Origin of the sequence: Pseudomonas lactis (assembly GCF_001439845.1) — a bacterium.
Classification (GTDB): Bacteria; Pseudomonadota; Gammaproteobacteria; order Pseudomonadales; family Pseudomonadaceae; genus Aquipseudomonas; species Aquipseudomonas lactis.
The window spans coordinates 13,370-31,074 of sequence record NZ_JYLO01000020.1 but is presented as its reverse complement, the minus strand read 5'-3'; the positions used below and the strand labels follow the sequence as shown (position 1 = coordinate 31,074).

15 protein-coding genes are annotated in these 17,705 nt (G+C 62.4%); all 15 read left to right on the top strand.

Features of this window, described 5'->3' with window-relative positions; genetic code table 11:
- Position 1: 1 nt before the first annotated feature.
- The 15 genes from leuC to TX24_RS27430 all read left to right on the top strand — a co-directional run bounded on the left by leuC (position 2) and on the right by TX24_RS27430 (position 17,701).
- On the top strand, positions 2-1,420 hold the full coding sequence (gene leuC, locus TX24_RS27500; RefSeq protein WP_003192562.1) for a 3-isopropylmalate dehydratase large subunit: 1,419 nt from the start codon (positions 2-4) through the stop codon (positions 1,418-1,420).
- Positions 1,421-1,430: 10 nt separating this feature from the next.
- Positions 1,431-2,075: a 3-isopropylmalate dehydratase small subunit gene (leuD, locus tag TX24_RS27495; RefSeq protein ID WP_003192559.1), complete on the top strand. Its 645-nt coding sequence runs from the start codon at positions 1,431-1,433 to the stop codon at positions 2,073-2,075.
- 129 nt (positions 2,076-2,204) lie between these two features.
- Positions 2,205-2,969 (top strand): class I SAM-dependent methyltransferase, encoded by a 765-nt coding sequence (locus TX24_RS27490; protein ID WP_057711842.1) that lies wholly within the window; start codon positions 2,205-2,207, stop codon positions 2,967-2,969.
- A gap of 53 nt (positions 2,970-3,022) precedes the next feature.
- Complete coding sequence (leuB, locus tag TX24_RS27485) at positions 3,023-4,105, top strand: 3-isopropylmalate dehydrogenase (RefSeq protein WP_003192555.1); 1,083 nt, start codon at positions 3,023-3,025, stop codon at positions 4,103-4,105.
- A gap of 64 nt (positions 4,106-4,169) precedes the next feature.
- Positions 4,170-5,282 (top strand): aspartate-semialdehyde dehydrogenase, encoded by a 1,113-nt coding sequence (gene asd, locus TX24_RS27480; protein WP_003192554.1) that lies wholly within the window; start codon positions 4,170-4,172, stop codon positions 5,280-5,282.
- Positions 5,283-5,531: 249 nt separating this feature from the next.
- Positions 5,532-6,542 (top strand): aspartate-semialdehyde dehydrogenase, encoded by a 1,011-nt coding sequence (locus TX24_RS27475; RefSeq protein ID WP_057711841.1) that lies wholly within the window; start codon positions 5,532-5,534, stop codon positions 6,540-6,542.
- A 161-nt stretch (positions 6,543-6,703) separates the two neighbouring features.
- A complete protein-coding gene (locus TX24_RS27470) occupies positions 6,704-9,244 on the top strand; it encodes a FimV/HubP family polar landmark protein (RefSeq protein WP_057711840.1) in 2,541 nt (846 codons plus the stop codon).
- 202 nt (positions 9,245-9,446) lie between these two features.
- Positions 9,447-10,271 (top strand): tRNA pseudouridine(38-40) synthase TruA, encoded by an 825-nt coding sequence (gene truA, locus TX24_RS27465; RefSeq protein WP_003192549.1) that lies wholly within the window; start codon positions 9,447-9,449, stop codon positions 10,269-10,271.
- Between the two features lie 63 nt (positions 10,272-10,334).
- Positions 10,335-10,967, top strand: coding sequence for a phosphoribosylanthranilate isomerase (locus TX24_RS27460; RefSeq protein ID WP_003192547.1), 633 nt, complete (start codon positions 10,335-10,337; stop codon positions 10,965-10,967).
- Between the two features lie 245 nt (positions 10,968-11,212).
- A complete protein-coding gene (accD, locus tag TX24_RS27455) occupies positions 11,213-12,133 on the top strand; it encodes an acetyl-CoA carboxylase, carboxyltransferase subunit beta (protein WP_003192545.1) in 921 nt (306 codons plus the stop codon).
- Complete coding sequence (gene folC, locus TX24_RS27450) at positions 12,130-13,437, top strand: bifunctional tetrahydrofolate synthase/dihydrofolate synthase (protein ID WP_034134167.1); 1,308 nt, start codon at positions 12,130-12,132, stop codon at positions 13,435-13,437. Before accD ends, folC begins: the two co-directional genes overlap by 4 nt.
- Positions 13,421-14,077: an SPOR domain-containing protein gene (locus TX24_RS27445; RefSeq protein WP_003192540.1), complete on the top strand. Its 657-nt coding sequence runs from the start codon at positions 13,421-13,423 to the stop codon at positions 14,075-14,077. Before folC ends, TX24_RS27445 begins: the two co-directional genes overlap by 17 nt.
- 242 nt (positions 14,078-14,319) lie before the next feature.
- Entirely contained in the window at positions 14,320-14,877 is a 558-nt protein-coding gene (locus TX24_RS27440; protein WP_003192538.1) for a CvpA family protein, read from the top strand.
- A 41-nt stretch (positions 14,878-14,918) separates the two neighbouring features.
- Positions 14,919-16,424: an amidophosphoribosyltransferase gene (gene purF, locus TX24_RS27435; RefSeq protein WP_003192537.1), complete on the top strand. Its 1,506-nt coding sequence runs from the start codon at positions 14,919-14,921 to the stop codon at positions 16,422-16,424.
- Between the two features lie 65 nt (positions 16,425-16,489).
- Positions 16,490-17,701, top strand: a complete 1,212-nt coding sequence (locus TX24_RS27430) for an O-succinylhomoserine sulfhydrylase (protein WP_003192536.1) — start codon at positions 16,490-16,492, stop codon at positions 17,699-17,701.
- Positions 17,702-17,705 lie beyond the last annotated feature (4 nt).

Genomic DNA, 17,705 nt, shown 5'->3' with positions numbered 1-17,705 from the left:
GATGGCCGGCAAAACGCTTTACGACAAGCTTTGGGATTCCCATGAAGTGAAACGTCGCGATGATGGATCGTCGCTGATCTATATCGACCGTCACATCATCCATGAAGTGACCTCGCCCCAAGCGTTCGAAGGCCTGCGACTGGCCGGGCGCAAGCCTTGGCGCGTCGACTCCATCATCGCCACGCCGGACCACAACGTGCCCACCACGCCTGAGCGCAAGGGCGGCATCGAAGCCATTGCCGACCAGGTCTCGCGGTTGCAGGTGCAGACCCTCGACGACTATTGCGACGAGTACGGCATCACCGAATTCAAGATGAACGACGTGCGCCAAGGCATCGTCCATGTCATCGGCCCGGAGCAGGGTGCAACCTTGCCGGGCATGACCGTGGTCTGCGGTGACTCCCATACCTCCACCCATGGTGCGTTCGGCGCCCTGGCCCATGGCATCGGCACTTCCGAGGTGGAACACGTATTTGCCACCCAGTGCCTGGTGGCCAAGAAAATGAAGAACATGTTGGTACGCGTCGAAGGCCAATTGCCGTTTGGCGTGACCGCCAAGGACATCGTACTGGCCGTGATCGGCAAGATCGGCACTGCCGGTGGTAACGGCCATGCCATCGAGTTCGCCGGCAGTGCAATCCGCGACCTGTCCATCGAAGGCCGCATGACCATCTGCAACATGTCCATCGAAGCCGGTGCCCGCGTGGGCATGGTGGCGGCGGACGAAAAGACCGTCGAATACGTCAAGGGTCGCCCGTTCGCGCCGCAAGGCGCCGATTGGGACGCCGCCGTCGAAGCCTGGAAAGACCTGGTCTCCGACGCCGATGCGGTGTTCGACACCGTGGTCGAACTCGACGCTGCGCAGATCAAGCCGCAAGTCAGCTGGGGCACTTCGCCGGAAATGGTATTGGCCGTTGACCAGAACGTGCCGGACCCGGCCAAAGAGGCCGACCTGGTCAAGCGCGGCTCCATCGAGCGCGCCTTGAAATACATGGGGTTGACCGCCAACCAGGCGATCACCGACATCCAGTTGGACCGCGTATTTATCGGCTCCTGCACCAACTCGCGGATCGAAGACCTGCGCGCCGCGGCGGTGATCGCCAAGGGCCGCAAGGTGGCCTCGACCATCAAGCAAGCCATTGTGGTACCAGGTTCCGGGCTGGTTAAAGCCCAGGCGGAAGCCGAAGGCCTGGACAAGATCTTCCTCGAAGCCGGTTTTGAATGGCGTGAGCCGGGCTGCTCGATGTGCCTGGCGATGAACCCGGACCGCCTGGAGTCGGGCGAGCATTGCGCGTCGACCTCCAACCGTAACTTCGAAGGGCGCCAAGGCGCGGGTGGGCGTACCCACCTGGTGAGCCCGGCCATGGCCGCCGCCGCTGCCGTCAACGGTCGTTTCATCGACGTTCGCGAATTGATCTGAGGAAAACCCGATGAGAGCTTTTACCCAACACACAGGCCTTGTAGCGCCGTTGGACCGTGCCAACGTAGATACCGACCAGATCATCCCCAAGCAATTCTTGAAGTCGATCAAGCGCACCGGTTTCGGCCCCAACCTGTTCGATGAGTGGCGCTACCTGGACGTGGGCTACGCCTATCAGGACAACTCCAAGCGCCCACTGAACAAGGACTTTGTGCTCAACGCCGAGCGCTACCAAGGCGCCAGCGTGTTGCTGGCCCGGGAAAACTTCGGCTGCGGCTCCAGCCGCGAGCACGCCCCGTGGGCCCTGGAAGAGTACGGCTTTCGCAGCATCATCGCGCCGAGCTACGCCGATATCTTTTTCAACAACAGCTTCAAGAACGGCCTGTTGCCGATCATCTTGAGCGACGCTGAAGTGGACGAGTTGTTCCAGCAAGTGGAAGCCAATGTCGGCTACCAGTTGACGGTGGACCTGGCCGCGCAAACCGTGACCCGCCCGGACGGCAAGGTGTATCACTTTGAAGTGGATGCCTTCCGCAAGCACTGCCTGATCAACGGCCTGGACGACATCGGCCTGACCTTGCAGGACGGCGATGCGATTGCTGCGTTTGAAGCCAAGCACCGGGCGAGCCAGCCCTGGTTGTTTCGCGATGCCTGATTTGCGGTAAACCGTGCGGGCCTCATCGCGGGCAAGCCCGACTCCCACATTGGAGTGCATTCCAACTGTGGGAGCTGGCTTGCCTGCGATAGCGCCAGTGCAACCACCACAAACCCAAGGAAAGCCACCATGACCACCCCCGCCCACACCCAAGTCGTGCAAAAACAATTCGGCGAGCAAGCCTCGGCCTACCTGAGCAGCGCCGTACACGCCCAGGGCACCGAATTCGCCGTGCTGCAAGCCGAACTGGCCGGGCAGGGCGCTGCGCGACTGCTGGACCTGGGCTGCGGTGCCGGTCATGTCAGCTTCCACGTGGCGCCTCTGGTTAAAGAGGTGGTGGCCTACGACCTGTCTCAGCAGATGCTCGACGTGGTGGCCGCCGCCGCCAAAGACCGCAACCTGGCCAACATCCGCACCGTGCACGGCGCCGCCGAGCGGCTGCCCTTCGCCGATGGCGAGTTCGACTTCGTGTTCAGCCGTTATTCGGCCCATCACTGGAGCGACCTCGGCCTGGCCCTGCGTGAAGTGCGTCGGGTGCTCAAGCCGGGCGGCGTGGCGGCATTTGTGGATGTCTTGTCACCGGGCAGCCCACTGTTGGACACTTACCTGCAAACCGTCGAAGTGCTGCGCGACGCCAGCCACGTGCGTGATTACTCCGGCGCTGAGTGGATGCGCCAGTTGAGTGAGGCCGGCCTGCACGTACGCAACAGCAGCCGCCAGCGCTTGCGCCTGGAATACACCTCGTGGGTCGAGCGCATGCGCACGCCCGAGGTACTGCGGGCAGCAATCCTGGAGCTGCAAAAGGCGATGGGCCAGGAAGTACGCGATTATTATGACATTCAAGCAGACGGCACCTTCAGCACCGATGTGCTGGTGGTCTTCGCCGAACGCTGATTGATTTTTCCCGACCTGCCCACGGGCGGGTCGCTTGATGAAATGAGGAACGCATGAGCAAGCAGATTCTGATTCTCCCTGGCGACGGTATTGGTCCGGAAATCATGGCCGAAGCGGTGAAGGTCCTTGAGCTTGCCAACAGCAAGTACAGCCTGGGCTTCGAGCTGAGCCACGATGTGATCGGCGGCGCCGCCATCGACAAGCACGGCGTGCCTCTGGCCGACGAGACCCTCGACCGCGCCCGGGCTGCCGATGCCGTGCTGCTCGGCGCCGTGGGCGGGCCGAAATGGGACAAGATCGAACGTGACATCCGCCCTGAGCGCGGCCTGCTGAAAATCCGTGCGCAACTGGGCCTGTTCGGCAACCTGCGCCCGGCCATCCTCTACCCCCAACTGGCCGACGCGTCGAGCCTCAAGCCGGAAGTGGTGGCGGGCCTGGATATCCTCATCGTGCGTGAGCTGACCGGCGGTATCTACTTCGGCTCGCCACGGGGCGTGCGCGAGTTGGAAAATGGTGAGCGTCAGGCCTATGACACGCTGCCATACAGCGAGAGCGAAATCCGCCGTATCGCCCGTGTCGGTTTCGACATGGCGCGCGTGCGCGGCAAAAAAGTCTGCTCGGTGGATAAAGCCAACGTGTTGGCTTCCAGCCAGCTGTGGCGTGAAATCGTCGAAGAAGTCGCCAAGGATTACCCGGACGTCGAACTGAGCCACATGTACGTCGACAACGCCGCCATGCAGCTGGTGCGTGCACCCAAGCAGTTCGACGTGATCGTCACCGACAACCTGTTCGGCGACATTCTGTCCGACCAGGCGTCGATGCTCACCGGTTCTATCGGCATGCTGCCGTCGGCATCCCTGGACACCAACAACAAAGGCATGTACGAGCCGTGCCACGGTTCGGCGCCAGACATCGCGGGGCAGGGCATTGCCAACCCGTTGGCGACGATTTTGTCGGTGTCGATGATGCTGCGTTACAGCTTCAACCTGGGCGATGCGGCGGACGCCATCGAGAAGGCCGTCAGCCTGGTGCTGGATCAGGGCTTGCGCACGGGCGATATCTGGTCCCAGGGTTGCACCAAGGTCGGGACGCAAGAAATGGGCGACGCAGTAGTCGCCGCGCTGCGGAATCTGTAATCTCTCGGGCCCGCTTGCAGTTGTTGCTGCAAGGCGGCCCACTTTTTAACAAGGTGTAGTTGCGATGAAACGTGTAGGTCTGATCGGTTGGCGCGGTATGGTCGGTTCCGTGCTCATGCAGCGGATGCTGGAAGAGCAGGATTTCGATCTTATTGAGCCGGTGTTTTTCACCACTTCGAACGTAGGTGGCCAAGGGCCGTCCGTGGGCAAGGATATTGCCCCGCTCAAGGATGCCTACAGCATTGAAGAGTTGAAGAGCCTCGACGTGATCCTGACCTGCCAGGGTGGCGACTACACCAGCGAAGTCTTCCCCAAGCTGCGCGAAGCCGGCTGGCAGGGTTACTGGATCGACGCCGCTTCGAGCCTGCGCATGCAGGATGACGCGGTGATCATCCTCGATCCGGTCAACCGCAAGGTCATCGATCAGCAACTGGACGCCGGCACCAAGAACTACGTGGGCGGCAACTGCACCGTGAGCCTGATGCTGATGGGCCTGGGCGGTCTGTTCGAAGCGGGCCTGGTGGAGTGGATGAGCGCCATGACCTATCAGGCGGCCTCCGGCGCCGGCGCGCAGAACATGCGCGAACTGATCAAGCAGATGGGCGCGACCCACGCCGCTGTCGCCGATCAACTGGCTGACCCGGCCAGCGCCATCCTCGACATCGACCGCCGTGTGGCCGAGGCCATGCGCAGCGACGCTTACCCGACCGAGAACTTTGGCGTGCCATTGGCCGGTAGCTTGATCCCGTGGATCGACAAGGAACTGCCTAACGGCCAGAGCCGCGAAGAGTGGAAGGCCCAGGCCGAAACCAACAAGATCCTGGGTCGCTTCAAGAACCCGATCCCGGTGGATGGTATCTGCGTGCGCATTGGCGCCATGCGTTGCCACAGCCAGGCACTGACCATCAAGCTGAACAAAGACGTGCCAATCGCCGATATCGAAGGGTTGATCAGCCAGCACAACCCTTGGGTCAAGCTGGTGCCGAACAACCGCGATATCAGCATGCAGGAGCTGAGCCCGACCAAGGTCACCGGCACCCTGAATGTACCGGTGGGCCGCCTGCGCAAGCTGAACATGGGCAGTCAGTTCCTCGGCGCGTTCACCGTCGGCGACCAACTGCTGTGGGGCGCGGCTGAGCCGTTGCGTCGCATGTTGCGGATTTTGCTGGAGCGTTGATCGCTTGAAGCAATAACAGAAACCCGCGTTCTGGTGACAGGCGCGGGTTTTTTGTTGCCTTTGTGATCATTCCCACGCTCTGCGTGGGAATGCAGCTCTGGACGCTCTGCGTCTGCTTTAGAGGCGTGACGCGGAGCGTCACAGGAGGCGTTTCCACGCAGAGCGTGGGAACGATCAGGGGGGCTGTAATTGCCTCACCCTCTACCACCCGGTAAAGTGCCGCTCCCCCGTAATGCCCGAGGCAATCCCATGACCCAGACCTTTGAAATCGCCGTGATCGGCGCCACCGGTACCGTTGGCGAAACCCTGGTGCAGATTCTCGAAGAGCTGGAGTTCCCGGTGGGCACCTTGCACCTGCTGGCGGGCAGCAACTCGGCGGGGGCTTCGGTGCCGTTTCGGGGCAAGAACGTGCGGGTCAAAGAAGTCGACACGTTTGACTTCAGCAAGGTGCAGTTGGCGTTCTTCGCCGCAGGCCCAGCGGTGACCCTGAGTTTCGCCCCGCGTGCCACCGCCGCTGGCTGCGCGGTGATCGACTTGTCCGGCGCATTGCCCGCCGAGCAGGCGCCGCAAGTGGTACCGCAGGCCAACGCCCATGTGCTGGACGCGTTGAAAAAGCCTTTCCAGCTCGGCAGCCCGAGCCCGTGTGCCACCTACCTCGCGGTGGTGCTGGCGCCGTTGCGCGGTGTGGTGGACATCCAGCGCGTCAGCGTCACCGCCAACCTGGCAATCTCTGCCCAGGGCCGCGAGGCCGTCAGCGAGTTGGCGCGCCAGACCGCCGAGCTGCTGAACGTACGCCCCCTGGAGCCGGCGTTCTTCGATCGGCAAGTGGCGTTCAACCTGCTGGCGCAAGTCGGCACGCCGGATGCCCAAGGTCATACCGTCCTGGAGAAACGTCTCGTCCACGAACTGCGCGCCGTGCTGGAAACACCTTTACTAAAGATTTCCGCCACCTGCGTTCAAGCCCCGGTGTTTTTCGGCGATAGCCTGACTGTGTCGCTGCAACTGGCCGCGCCGGTCGACCTGGCCGCGGTGAACCGCGCCCTCGAGGCTGCGCCGGGTATCGAGCTGGTCGAGGAGGGCGATTACCCCACGGCCGTAGGCGATGCCGTTGGCCAGGACGTGGTGTACGTAGGGCGAGTTCGCGCCGGTATCGACGACCCGGCGGAACTAAATCTTTGGCTGACGTCAGATAACGTACGCAAAGGCTCGGCCCTGAACGCCGTGGAGCTGGCGCAGTTGTTGATAAAAGGCCTTGTGTAAAAGATACTTGGCGGCAATTTGTAGATTGATTCTAACCAGGCGCTATGCTTGGTCCCAAGTGAAACACAAGCGCGTCGGTGACCTATCGGCTCGCCATGCCTAATGGCAGCGGTTACCAACCTTCTCGCAGGGCGGGAAGCGTTCAAACAAAGGATGAGGCTATGGTTCAAGTTCGCAAACTGGTGTTAGCAATAGCGGCCGCCTCGGCGCTGTCCTCCGGTATGGCGCAGGCGCTGCAACTTGGGGAGATGACCCTCAAGTCGAAGTTGAACCAGCCGCTGTCGGTGGAAATCGAATTGCGCGATGTGGGCGGCCTTACGGCGTCCGAGATCACCCCTAGCCTGGCGTCTGCCCAGGCCTTCGTGGACGCGGGTGTCGATCGCCAGGCGTTCCTCGATGACCTGACGTTCACCCCGGTGATCAACCCCGAAGGTCGCAGCGTGGTGCGCGTGACCTCCAGCAAGCCGCTGCCCGATTCCTACGTGCGCTTCCTCATGCAGGTGCAATGGCCCAATGGCCGTTTGATGCGTGACTACAGCGTGCTGCTCGACCCGGCCAAGTTCGACCAGCCGGCCCCGACGGCGAGCGCGCCGGCCAACACCGCGCCAGCCAGTACCGCACCTGCCGCCAGCACGCCTGCCCAGCACACCACCACGTCCCGCGACACCTTGTGGGAAATTGCCGCAAAGAATCGCAATGGCGCCTCGGTCCAGCAAACGATGCTGGCCATCCAGGCGCTTAACCCGGATGCCTTTGTCGACGGCAATATCAACCGCCTGAAAACCGGCCAGGTCCTGCGCCTGCCGGACGCTACGCAAAGCACCGCCCTGGCGCAGCCGCAAGCGATCGCCGAAGTGAGCGCGCAGAACGCCGCCTGGCGCCAGGGCCGTCGTGGCCCGCAGAGCCAAGTGGCCGGCAAGCCACAGCTGGACGCGACCAAGCGCACCCAGGCCGGCAATGCGCCGTCGAGCACCCAGGCCAAGGACAATTTGAGCCTGGTGTCGGCCGAAGCCGCCAAGAAAGGTGGAAAGGGCACCGTCGGTGACAGCCGCGCCCTGAGCGACAAGCTGGCAATGACCCAGGAAGAGCTCGACACCACGCGGCGCGACAACGAAGAACTGAAAAGCCGTGCCGCCGACTTGCAAAGCCAGTTGGACAAACTGCAAAAGCTGATCCAGCTCAAGAATGACCAGTTGGCTCGTTTGCAGGCGCAAACGGGTGAACCACAGACCGCCGCGATGCCCGCGCAGTTGCCGGGTGAGCCTGCAGCCGAGCCGGCAGCTCCCGCTGCAACACCAGCGCCAGTGCCTGAACCGGCCAAGCCGGCTGCTGCGCCGGCCAGCACCGAAGGCAAGTTCAACGACCTGCTGACCAACCCGATTGTGCTCGGCATCCTTGGCGGTGCGGCCCTGCTGGTGGTGTTGCTGCTTCTGCTGCTTTGGGCACGCCATCGCAATGCTCGCCGCGAAGAAGAGAAACATCTGCGTATGGCACGGGCGTTGGCCGAAGAGCCTGAGTTCGTTTCCAATATCGATCAAGACCTGCCGCCTGACAGCTTCGAGGGCCTTGAAGTGCCGCCGCCGAGCGTCAAGCTCGCCACCGCAACGCCGCCAGCATCTGCGCCCGCGCCGGCGCCGGTGGTTGAGACGGTAGTGGCACCGACGGTCGCCTCCGTGCTGGCGCCGTTGGCGGTTGCCGTGGCTCAGGAAAATTCCAGCGACGCCCTGGCCCAGGCCCAATCCCATATCGACCGTGGCCATCTGAACCAGGCGGCGGATGTGCTTGAACAAGCCATCAAGCGCGAGCCCAAGCGCAGCGACCTGCGTTTGAAGCTGATGGAAGTCTATGGCCTGCAGAACAACAAGGACGGGTTCGTTACCCAAGAGCGCCAGTTGGTGGCCAACGGTGAGAACCATGCCCAGGTCGAGCAGCTCAAGGCGCGTTTCCCGGCCATGGCCGTGTTGGCCGCGGGTGTCAGTGCCGCAGTGGCCGCCGCAGCCCTGGATGCGCAGTACGTCAAGGACCTGCTCGACGACAAGCCGACCCCAGCCCCGCAGGCAGATACCTTCGACACCGATTTCGACCTGAGCCTGGATGACCTGGAAGCTGCCTCGCCGGCCGAGATCGCGCAAGACCAGCAAACCTTTGAATCGCTGCTCAAACAACAGACCGAGCCCAAGGCCGATGCGCCGGACCTGTCGGACTTTGACCTGGACCTGCAGTTGGACCCGCCCGCGTCGCAATCCGATGACGACTTCCTGTCGGGCCTGGAAGGGCAGATCAAGGATGTACCGCCGGTAGAGCCGCCGACCCTGACGCCGGCTGCGCTGGACGAATTCGACCTCCCGGAAGACTTTGACCTGTCGCTGGCGGATGAGCCGAGCGCGCCTGCGGCCAAGTCCGATGCCTTCGCTTCGGAGCTGGACGACGTCAATGCTGAGCTGGATCGTTTGTCCCAGAGCCTGGAACATCCGCCGATCGGGCCTTCCTTCACGGCTGAAGATGCCGCGCTGGGCGCTGAGGATGAGCCAGAGTTCGATTTCCTCTCCGGCACCAATGAAGTGGCCACCAAGCTTGACCTGGCCCAGGCGTACATCGACATGGGCGATGCCGAAGGCGCGAAAGACATCCTGTCTGAAGTGCTGACCGAAGGCGACGAAGGTCAGCGTAGCGAAGCCAAGGAAATGCTCGGCCGAATCTAACGGCCGACGCAGAAAAATGTGGGGCTTGCTCGCGAATGCGGTGGTTCAGCTGCTGATGTGCTGGATGATACGGCGCATTCGCGAGCAAGCCCGCTCCCACATTTAAAGTCCACTCATGCACCCTGACGCCCTATAATGCCCGCCTTTGCGCAACTCATCAGGCTCACAGTTCTTGGCAAATATAGATAACGCGGCTGCCGAAATGGCGGCCGCAGGCTTTTACCGCATCGCCCTGGGCGTGGAATACAAAGGCTCGCGCTATCGCGGCTGGCAGCGTCAGGCCTCCGGGGTGCTGACGGTGCAGGAAACCCTGGAAAATGCCCTGTCCAAAGTCGCCAACTCGCCGGTGTCGCTGATGTGTGCCGGGCGTACCGACGCTGGTGTACACGCGTGTGGCCAAGTGGTGCACTTCGACACCCAGGCCGAGCGTTCGATGAAGGCGTGGGTGATGGGGGCTAATATCAATTTGCCCCATGACGTCAGCGTCAGCTGGGCCAAGGTCATGCCGGCGCATTTCCACGCGCGTTTCAAGGCCATCGCCCGGCGTTACCGCTACGTGATCTACAACGATCAGATCCGCCCGGCGCACCTCAATGAAGAGATTACCTGGAACCACCGCCCGCTGGATGCCGAGCGCATGGCCGAAGCCGCACAGCATCTGGTCGGGGTGCATGACTTCAGCGCCTTCCGTGCCGGCCAGTGCCAGGCCAAGTCGCCGATCAAGGAAGTCCACCACCTGCGTGTGACGCGGCACGGCAAGATGATCGTGCTGGATATCCGTGCCGGGGCCTTCCTGCATCATATGGTGCGCAATATCGCTGGGGTGCTGATGACCATCGGCACCGGTGAGCGCCCGGTGGAGTGGGCCAAGGAAGTGCTGGAAAGCCGCATTCGCCGCACGGGCGGGGTCACGGCGCATCCGTTCGGCCTGTATCTGGTGGATGTGGAGTACCGCGACGAGTTCGAACTGCCGGAACGCTTTATCGGGCCGCACTTCCTCACCGGTTTCAGCGAACTTGGCGGCTGACGCCCGGAAAAGCTTTTGTTACCATCCGGGACTTTCTCGGTCCAACCCTGAGGTTCCTACGACATGTCAGCCGTTCGCAGCAAGATTTGCGGGATTACCCGCATAGAAGACGCGCTGGCGGCGGTCGAAGCGGGGGCGGATGCCATTGGCCTGGTGTTTTATGCCAAGAGCCCACGGGCGGTGAATGTGCTGCAGGCGCGGGCGATTATCGCTGCGTTGCCGCCCTTTGTGACCACCGTGGGGCTGTTCGTCAACGCCAGCCGCTGTGAGCTCAACGAAACCCTGGATGCGGTGCCGCTGGATATGTTGCAGTTTCACGGCGACGAATCGCCAGAGGAATGCGAAAGCTATCAGCGCCCGTACATCAAGGCGTTGCGGGTCAAGGCCGGGGACGATATCGCCGCAGCCTGCGCCGCGTATGCCGGCGCTCGCGGGATTCTGCTGGACACCTACGTCGAAGGCGTACCCGGTGGTACGGGCGAGGCGTTTGACTGGTCGCTGATTCCCGAGGGTTTGAGCAAGCCAGTTATCCTCGCGGGTGGGCTCACCCCTGAGAACGTCCAGGCGGCCATCGAACAGGTCCGGCCGTATGCCGTGGACGTCAGCGGTGGGGTGGAACAGGGCAAGGGGATCAAGGACCCGAGCAAGATTCGCGCGTTCATGCAGGCCGTGCGCAACAGCAGGGGTGGGATGTGACGGCTGGCAGTCTGCCGCCGTCCATAACTACCACTGTGTAAAACAGCCCGGCGCCGCCTGTGGGTGGCCCGGAAACGAAGTGGCAACCCTGCGCTGGCAGGTTGTCTGGAAGGCTGAGGATACGGGCGGGAAATGGCAGGTCCAACGTCTGACCCCGTCCCGCCTGTGTCATCGCCACATATGAATTTAGCTCAAGGGCATACGCGGGGCTGTGTTCAAGCCACCGGTACTGGAGAAAAGAAAGCATGAGCAACTGGTTAGTAGACAAACTGATCCCTTCGATCATGCGTTCCGAGGTGAAGAAAAGCTCGGTTCCTGAAGGTCTGTGGCACAAATGCCCATCCTGCGACGCGGTGCTGTATCGCCCGGAGCTGGAAAAGACCCTGGACGTTTGCCCCAAGTGCAACCACCACATGCGTATTGGCGCACGCGCCCGTATCGACATCTTCCTGGATGCCGACGGCCGTAATGAGCTGGGCGCCGACCTGGAGCCGGTTGACCGTCTCAAGTTCCGCGACAGCAAGAAGTACAAGGACCGTCTGGTCGGCGCGCAGAAGCAGACCGGCGAGAAAGACGCGCTGATTTCGGTCAGCGGCAAGCTGCTGGGTATGCCAGTGGTGGTTTCGGCCTTCGAATTCTCCTTCATGGGCGGCTCCATGGGCGCCATCGTCGGTGAGCGCTTTGTTCGCGCTGCCAACTATGCCCTGGAAAACCGTTGCCCGATGATCTGCTTCGCCGCCTCCGGTGGTGCGCGTATGCAGGAAGCCCTGATTTCCCTGATGCAAATGGCCAAGACCTCGGCGGTACTGGCGCGTCTGCGTGAAGAAGGCATCCCGTTCATCTCCGTGCTGACCGACCCGGTCTACGGCGGCGTGTCCGCCAGCCTGGCGATGTTGGGCGATGTGATCGTTGGCGAGCCTAAAGCGCTGATCGGCTTTGCCGGCCCACGTGTGATCGAGCAGACCGTGCGGGAAAAACTGCCGGAAGGCTTCCAGCGCAGCGAGTTCCTGCTGGAGCACGGTGCGATCGACCTGATCATCCCGCGTGGCGAATTGCGCCCGCGCCTGGGCAGCCTGCTTGCGCAAATGATGGGCCTGCCGACGCCTGTGTACATTGCGCCTAAGGTCGAGCCGATCGTCGTGCCGCCGGTGCCTGCAAACCTATGACCCAACGAACCCTGGGCGAATGGCTCGCCTACCTTGAGCAGTTGCATCCGTCCGCCATCGACATGGGCCTGGAGCGCTCGCAACAGGTAGCGGCCCGCCTCGGGTTGGGCCAGCCGGCACCGCGTGTGATCACGGTGACCGGCACCAACGGCAAAGGCTCCACCTGTGCCTTTGTCGCCGCGCTGTTGCAGGCCCAGGGCCTCAAGGTCGGCGTGTACAGCTCGCCGCACCTGCTGCGCTACAACGAGCGGGTGCAGCTCAATGGCGTAGAGGCCACTGATGCCCAGCTGTGCGAAGCCTTTGCTGCGCTGGAGGCTGGGCGTGGCGACATCTCCCTGACCTATTTCGAGATGGGCACCCTGGCGGCGTTCTGGCTGTTCGAGCGTGCGCAACTGGATGTGGTCGTGCTGGAAGTCGGCCTCGGCGGGCGCCTGGATACGGTCAATGTGGTGGATGCCGACCTGGCCCTGGTGACCAGCATAGGTGTCGATCATGCTGACTACCTGGGCAATACCCGCGAATCGGTGTCTTTTGAAAAGGCCGGGATCTTCCGCCAGGGCCGTCCGGCTCTGTGCGGTGACTTGGATCCGCCGCAACCCTTGCTGGACAAGGCGCGCGAACTGGATTGCCCGTTCTACCTGCGCGGTCGCGAATTCACTCTGGACATCGGCGACACCCATTGGCAATGGCGTGGGCAGGATGCACGTGGCCAACGGGTAGAGCTGCTTGATTTACCGTTGCTGAACCTGCCGATGGAAAACGCCGCGCTCGCGCTGCAAGCCTATCTGCTGCTGGACCTGCCGTGGGATGCCGCGCAGATTGCCGCGACCTTGCTGGCAACCAAAGTGGTGGGGCGCCTGGATCGCCGAACCTTCGACTGGCAAGGCAAGCGCCTGAGCCTGATGTTGGATGTGGGCCATAACCCCCATGCTGCGCAGTACTTGGCTCAGCGTCTGGCGCGTACCCCGCCGTTGGAGCGTCGCCTGGCGGTGTTCGGGTTGTTGGTCGACAAGGACCTGGACGGCGTGGTTGCGCCACTGCTGGGCAGCGTCCAGTCTTGGGCTGTTGCGCCGCTGGATACGCCGCGCAGCCGTCCCGCCGCTGAGCTGGAAACTGCCTTGCAGAACCTTGGCGCGCCGGTGGCGTCGTATGCAAGCGTCACTGCGGCCCTGGAGGCGCAGTGTGCGGTAGCGACGGCCGAGGACGAAATCCTGTTGTTCGGATCATTTTATTGTGTTGCCGAGGCGCTTGAATGGCTGGCCCGGCGCTCCACGGAGGAAGCTGCACATGGCATTACTGGATAGCGCATACAAGCAGCGAATGGTCGGGGCCTTGGTGCTGGTGGCGTTGGCGGTAATCTTTCTGCCGATGCTGTTCTCCCGCCAGGACGAACAGCGCCAGGTGGTGGTTGAAGCCCCTGCCGCGCCCCAGGCACCGGTGGTGCCGCAGGTTCAGGTCGAGCCGGTGGTGGTGCCTGAGCCCCAGGCGTTGCCGCAAGAACCTGTGCCCACCGATGAAGACGTTGCCGCGCAAGAGGCGCCCTCGATGCCGGTGCAGCCGAGTGTCCCGGTGGTCAAGCCGACCCCGGCACCGGCCGTTGCTGCCAAGCCGGCCGCCCCTGCGCCAGTGCCCAAACCGGTAGCGCCGCAGCCTGCGGCACCGGGCAAGCCGGATGTGGGCCAGAGCCGCATCGACCCTAATGGCCTGCCGATCAGTTGGTCGATCCAACTGGCCAGCCTGGCCAACCGCGAAAGTGCTGACGCCCTGCAGAAAAAGCTGCGAGCCCAGGGTTATAACGCTTATATCCGCAGCGCCGACGGCAAGAACCGGGTGTTTGTCGGGCCGCTGATCGAGCGTGCCGAGGCAGATCGCCTGCGCGATCTGCTGGGTCGCCAGCAGAACCTCAACGGTTTCGTGGTGCGTTTCCAGCCCGAGCGCGGCTGAACGGGCAATATGCTCTAAATGTGGGAGCTGGCTTGCCTGCGATGGCGGTGGTTCAATCGACAACGATGTCGAATGTGCCGCCCTCATCGCAGGCAAGCCAGCTCCCACATTGATTTATGGTGGGCTTGAAATGGCGTTCACACCGCCCAATCTATTGATTTGCAAAGCACCCGCAATCACCGCTTACCGATAGCCCGGCGCTCTGCTAAAATGCGCCGCCTTATCCGTACGTAGGCTGCACTGTGCCATTTACCTGGGTTGATTGGGCGATCGTTGCAATCGTCGCCATCTCCGCTTTGATCAGTCTGAGCCGCGGCTTCGTAAAAGAAGCGCTGTCGTTGCTGACCTGGATCATCGCAGGAGTCGTAGCCTGGATGTTCGGTGGTTCACTGTCGGTCTACCTGGCCGGGTACATAGAGACACCTTCGGCTCGCGTCATCGCGGGCTGCGCCATCATGTTCATCGCCACGCTGTTGGTGGGGGCAATGGTCAATTATCTTATTGGCGAGTTGATACGTGTCACCGGCCTCTCCGGGACCGATCGATTTCTCGGCATGGCCTTCGGGGCTGCGCGTGGCGCGCTGCTGGTGGTCGTGGCGGTCGGGCTGTTGAGCCTGGGGCCGGTACAGCAGGATTCGTGGTGGCAGGAGTCGGTACTCGTGCCAAAATTTCTATTGGTTGCAGACTGGTCCAAGAACCTCATATTGGGGTGGAGCAGTCAGTGGCTGGCCAGCGGAATCAGCGTACCCGCTGATCTTCCGTTCAAGGAACACCTCTTGCCGGCCAAAACGCCTCAGTAAGCTGTGTTCAGTCAAGATTCATTAAGTAGGGGTTGCGTCGCATGTGTGGCATCGTCGGTATCGTCGGTAAGTCGAACGTCAATCAGGCGCTGTATGACGCGCTAACCGTCCTCCAGCACCGCGGCCAGGACGCTGCCGGTATTGTGACCAGCCACGACGGCCGGTTATTCCTGCGCAAGGACAATGGCCTGGTGCGTGACGTGTTCCATCAGCGTCACATGCAGCGCCTCGTCGGGCACATGGGCATTGGTCATGTGCGTTACCCGACTGCCGGTAGCTCGACCTCGGCCGAAGCTCAACCGTTCTACGTCAACTCGCCTTACGGCATTACCTTGGCGCACAACGGTAACCTGACCAACGTTGAACAACTGGCCAAGGAGATCTACGAATCTGACCTGCGCCACGTCAACACCAGCTCCGATTCGGAAGTGCTGCTCAACGTGTTCGCCCACGAGCTGGCCCAGCGCGGCAAGCTGCAGCCGACCGAAGAAGACGTGTTCGCCGCCGTGATCGATGTGCACAACCGTTGCGTCGGTGGTTATGCGGTGGTGGCGATGATTACCGGTTACGGCATCGTCGGTTTCCGCGACCCCCACGGCATTCGCCCGATCGTGTTCGGCCAGCGTCACACCGACGAAGGCGTCGAGTACATGATCGCTTCTGAAAGCGTGTCCCTGGACGTGCTGGGCTTCACCCTGATCCGCGACCTGGCGCCGGGCGAAGCTGTCTACATCACTGAGGACGGCAAGCTGCACACCCGTCAGTGCGCCGTAGCGCCGAAACTCACCCCGTGCATCTTCGAACACGTCTACCTGGCGCGCCCGGATTCGATCATCGACGGCGTCTCGGTCTACAAGGCGCGCCTGCGCATGGGCGAGAAGCTGGCCGAGAAGATCCTGCGCGAGCGCCCCGAGCACGATATCGACGTGGTCATCCCGATCCCGGACACCAGCCGTACCGCTGCGCTGGAGCTGGCCAACCATTTGGGCGTCAAGTTCCGCGAAGGCTTCGTGAAGAACCGCTACATCGGCCGTACCTTCATCATGCCCGGCCAGGCGGCGCGCAAGAAGTCGGTACGCCAGAAGCTCAACGCCATTGAGCTCGAGTTCCGCGGCAAGAACGTGATGCTGGTGGATGACTCCATCGTGCGCGGCACCACCTGCAAGCAGATCATCCAGATGGCCCGCGAAGCCGGGGCGAAGAACGTGTACTTCTGTTCCGCCGCGCCTGCGGTGCGTTACCCGAACGTGTACGGTATCGACATGCCGAGCGCCCATGAGTTGATCGCTCATAATCGTTCTACCCAGGATGTGGCCGACCTGATCGGCGCCGACTGGCTGATCTACCAGGACCTGCCGGACCTGATCGAAGCGGTTGGCGGTGGCAAGATCAAGATCGAGCAGTTCGACTGCGCCGTGTTCGACGGCAAGTACGTGACCGGCGATGTCGACGAGGCTTACCTGAACAAGATCGAACAGGCGCGCAACGACTCGTCGAAGATCAAGACCCAGGCGGTCAGCGCGATCATCGATCTGTATAACAACTGAGTAAACACCGGCCCTGAGGGGCCGGTTTTGTATCTTAAATAAAGAATTGAATAAGGAGTCGCAGCATGAGTCAGGAATGGGATGCCGGTCGGTTGGACAGCGACCTCGATGGCGTAGCTTTCGATACCCTGGCTGTGCGCGCCGGCCAGCACCGTACCCCGGAAGGTGAACACGGCGACCCGATGTTCTTCACCTCCAGCTACGTGTTCCGTACTGCCGCCGATGCCGCTGCGCGCTTTGCCGGCGAAGTGCCGGGCAACGTGTATTCGCGCTACACCAACCCGACCGTGCGCGCGTTCGAAGAGCGTATCGCGGCCCTGGAAGGTGCCGAGCAGGCCGTGGCGACTGCCACCGGCATGGCGGCCATCCTGGCGGTGGTGATGAGCCTGTGCAGCGCCGGCGACCATGTGCTGGTATCGCGCAGCGTGTTCGGCTCGACCATCAGCCTGTTCGAGAAGTACTTCAAGCGTTTCGGTATTGAAGTCGATTACGTGCCCCTGGCGGACCTGTCCGGTTGGGAGGCGGCCATCAAGGCCAATACCAAGCTGTTGTTCGTCGAATCGCCGTCCAACCCGCTCGCTGAGCTGGTGGACATCGCCGCGCTGTCCGAAGTCGCCCATGCCAAGGGCGCGATGCTGGTGGTGGACAACTGCTTCTGCACCCCGGCCTTGCAGCAGCCGCTGAAGCTGGGTGCGGACATCGTGGTGCACTCGGCAACCAAGTTCATCGACGGCCAGGGCCGTTGCATGGGCGGCGTGGTGGCTGGTCGCAGCGAGCAGATGAAGGAAGTGGTGGGCTTTCTGCGCACCGCTGGCCCGACCCTGAGCCCGTTCAACGCCTGGATCTTCCTCAAAGGCCTGGAAACCCTCAGCCTGCGCATGAAAGCCCATTGCGCCAACGCCCAAGCCCTGGCCGAGTGGCTGGAACAACAGGACGGTATCGAGAAGGTGCATTACGCCGGCCTCAAGAGCCACCCGCAACACGCCTTGGCCCAGCGCCAGCAGCGTGGTTTCGGTGCGGTGGTGAGTTTCGAAGTGAAGGGCGGCAAAGACGGCGCCTGGCGCTTTATCGACGCGACGCGCTTGATCTCCATTACCGCCAACCTGGGTGACAGCAAGACCACCATCACCCACCCGAGCACCACCTCCCACGGGCGCCTGGCGCCGCAGGAGCGTGAAGCGGCCGGCATCCGTGACAGCCTGATCCGCATTGCGGTGGGCCTGGAAGACATTGCCGACTTGCAGGCAGACCTGGCCCGCGGGCTGGCGGCCTTGTGATCGA

Bases quoted from the DNA above. Each gene is read 5' to 3' on its own strand.
- leuC (WP_003192562.1), top strand. From the start codon at position 2: ATGGCCGGCAAAACGCTTTACGACAAGCTTTGGGATTCCCATGAAGTG.
- leuD (WP_003192559.1), top strand. From the start codon at position 1,431: ATGAGAGCTTTTACCCAACACACAGGCCTTGTAGCGCCGTTGGACCGT.
- TX24_RS27490 (WP_057711842.1), top strand. From the start codon at position 2,205: ATGACCACCCCCGCCCACACCCAAGTCGTGCAAAAACAATTCGGCGAG.
- leuB (WP_003192555.1), top strand. From the start codon at position 3,023: ATGAGCAAGCAGATTCTGATTCTCCCTGGCGACGGTATTGGTCCGGAA.
- asd (WP_003192554.1), top strand. From the start codon at position 4,170: ATGAAACGTGTAGGTCTGATCGGTTGGCGCGGTATGGTCGGTTCCGTG.
- TX24_RS27475 (WP_057711841.1), top strand. From the start codon at position 5,532: ATGACCCAGACCTTTGAAATCGCCGTGATCGGCGCCACCGGTACCGTT.
- TX24_RS27470 (WP_057711840.1), top strand. From the start codon at position 6,704: ATGGTTCAAGTTCGCAAACTGGTGTTAGCAATAGCGGCCGCCTCGGCG.
- truA (WP_003192549.1), top strand. From the start codon at position 9,447: ATGGCGGCCGCAGGCTTTTACCGCATCGCCCTGGGCGTGGAATACAAA.
- TX24_RS27460 (WP_003192547.1), top strand. From the start codon at position 10,335: ATGTCAGCCGTTCGCAGCAAGATTTGCGGGATTACCCGCATAGAAGAC.
- accD (WP_003192545.1), top strand. From the start codon at position 11,213: ATGAGCAACTGGTTAGTAGACAAACTGATCCCTTCGATCATGCGTTCC.
- folC (WP_034134167.1), top strand. From the start codon at position 12,130: ATGACCCAACGAACCCTGGGCGAATGGCTCGCCTACCTTGAGCAGTTG.
- TX24_RS27445 (WP_003192540.1), top strand. From the start codon at position 13,421: ATGGCATTACTGGATAGCGCATACAAGCAGCGAATGGTCGGGGCCTTG.
- purF (WP_003192537.1), top strand. From the start codon at position 14,919: ATGTGTGGCATCGTCGGTATCGTCGGTAAGTCGAACGTCAATCAGGCG.
- TX24_RS27430 (WP_003192536.1), top strand. From the start codon at position 16,490: ATGAGTCAGGAATGGGATGCCGGTCGGTTGGACAGCGACCTCGATGGC.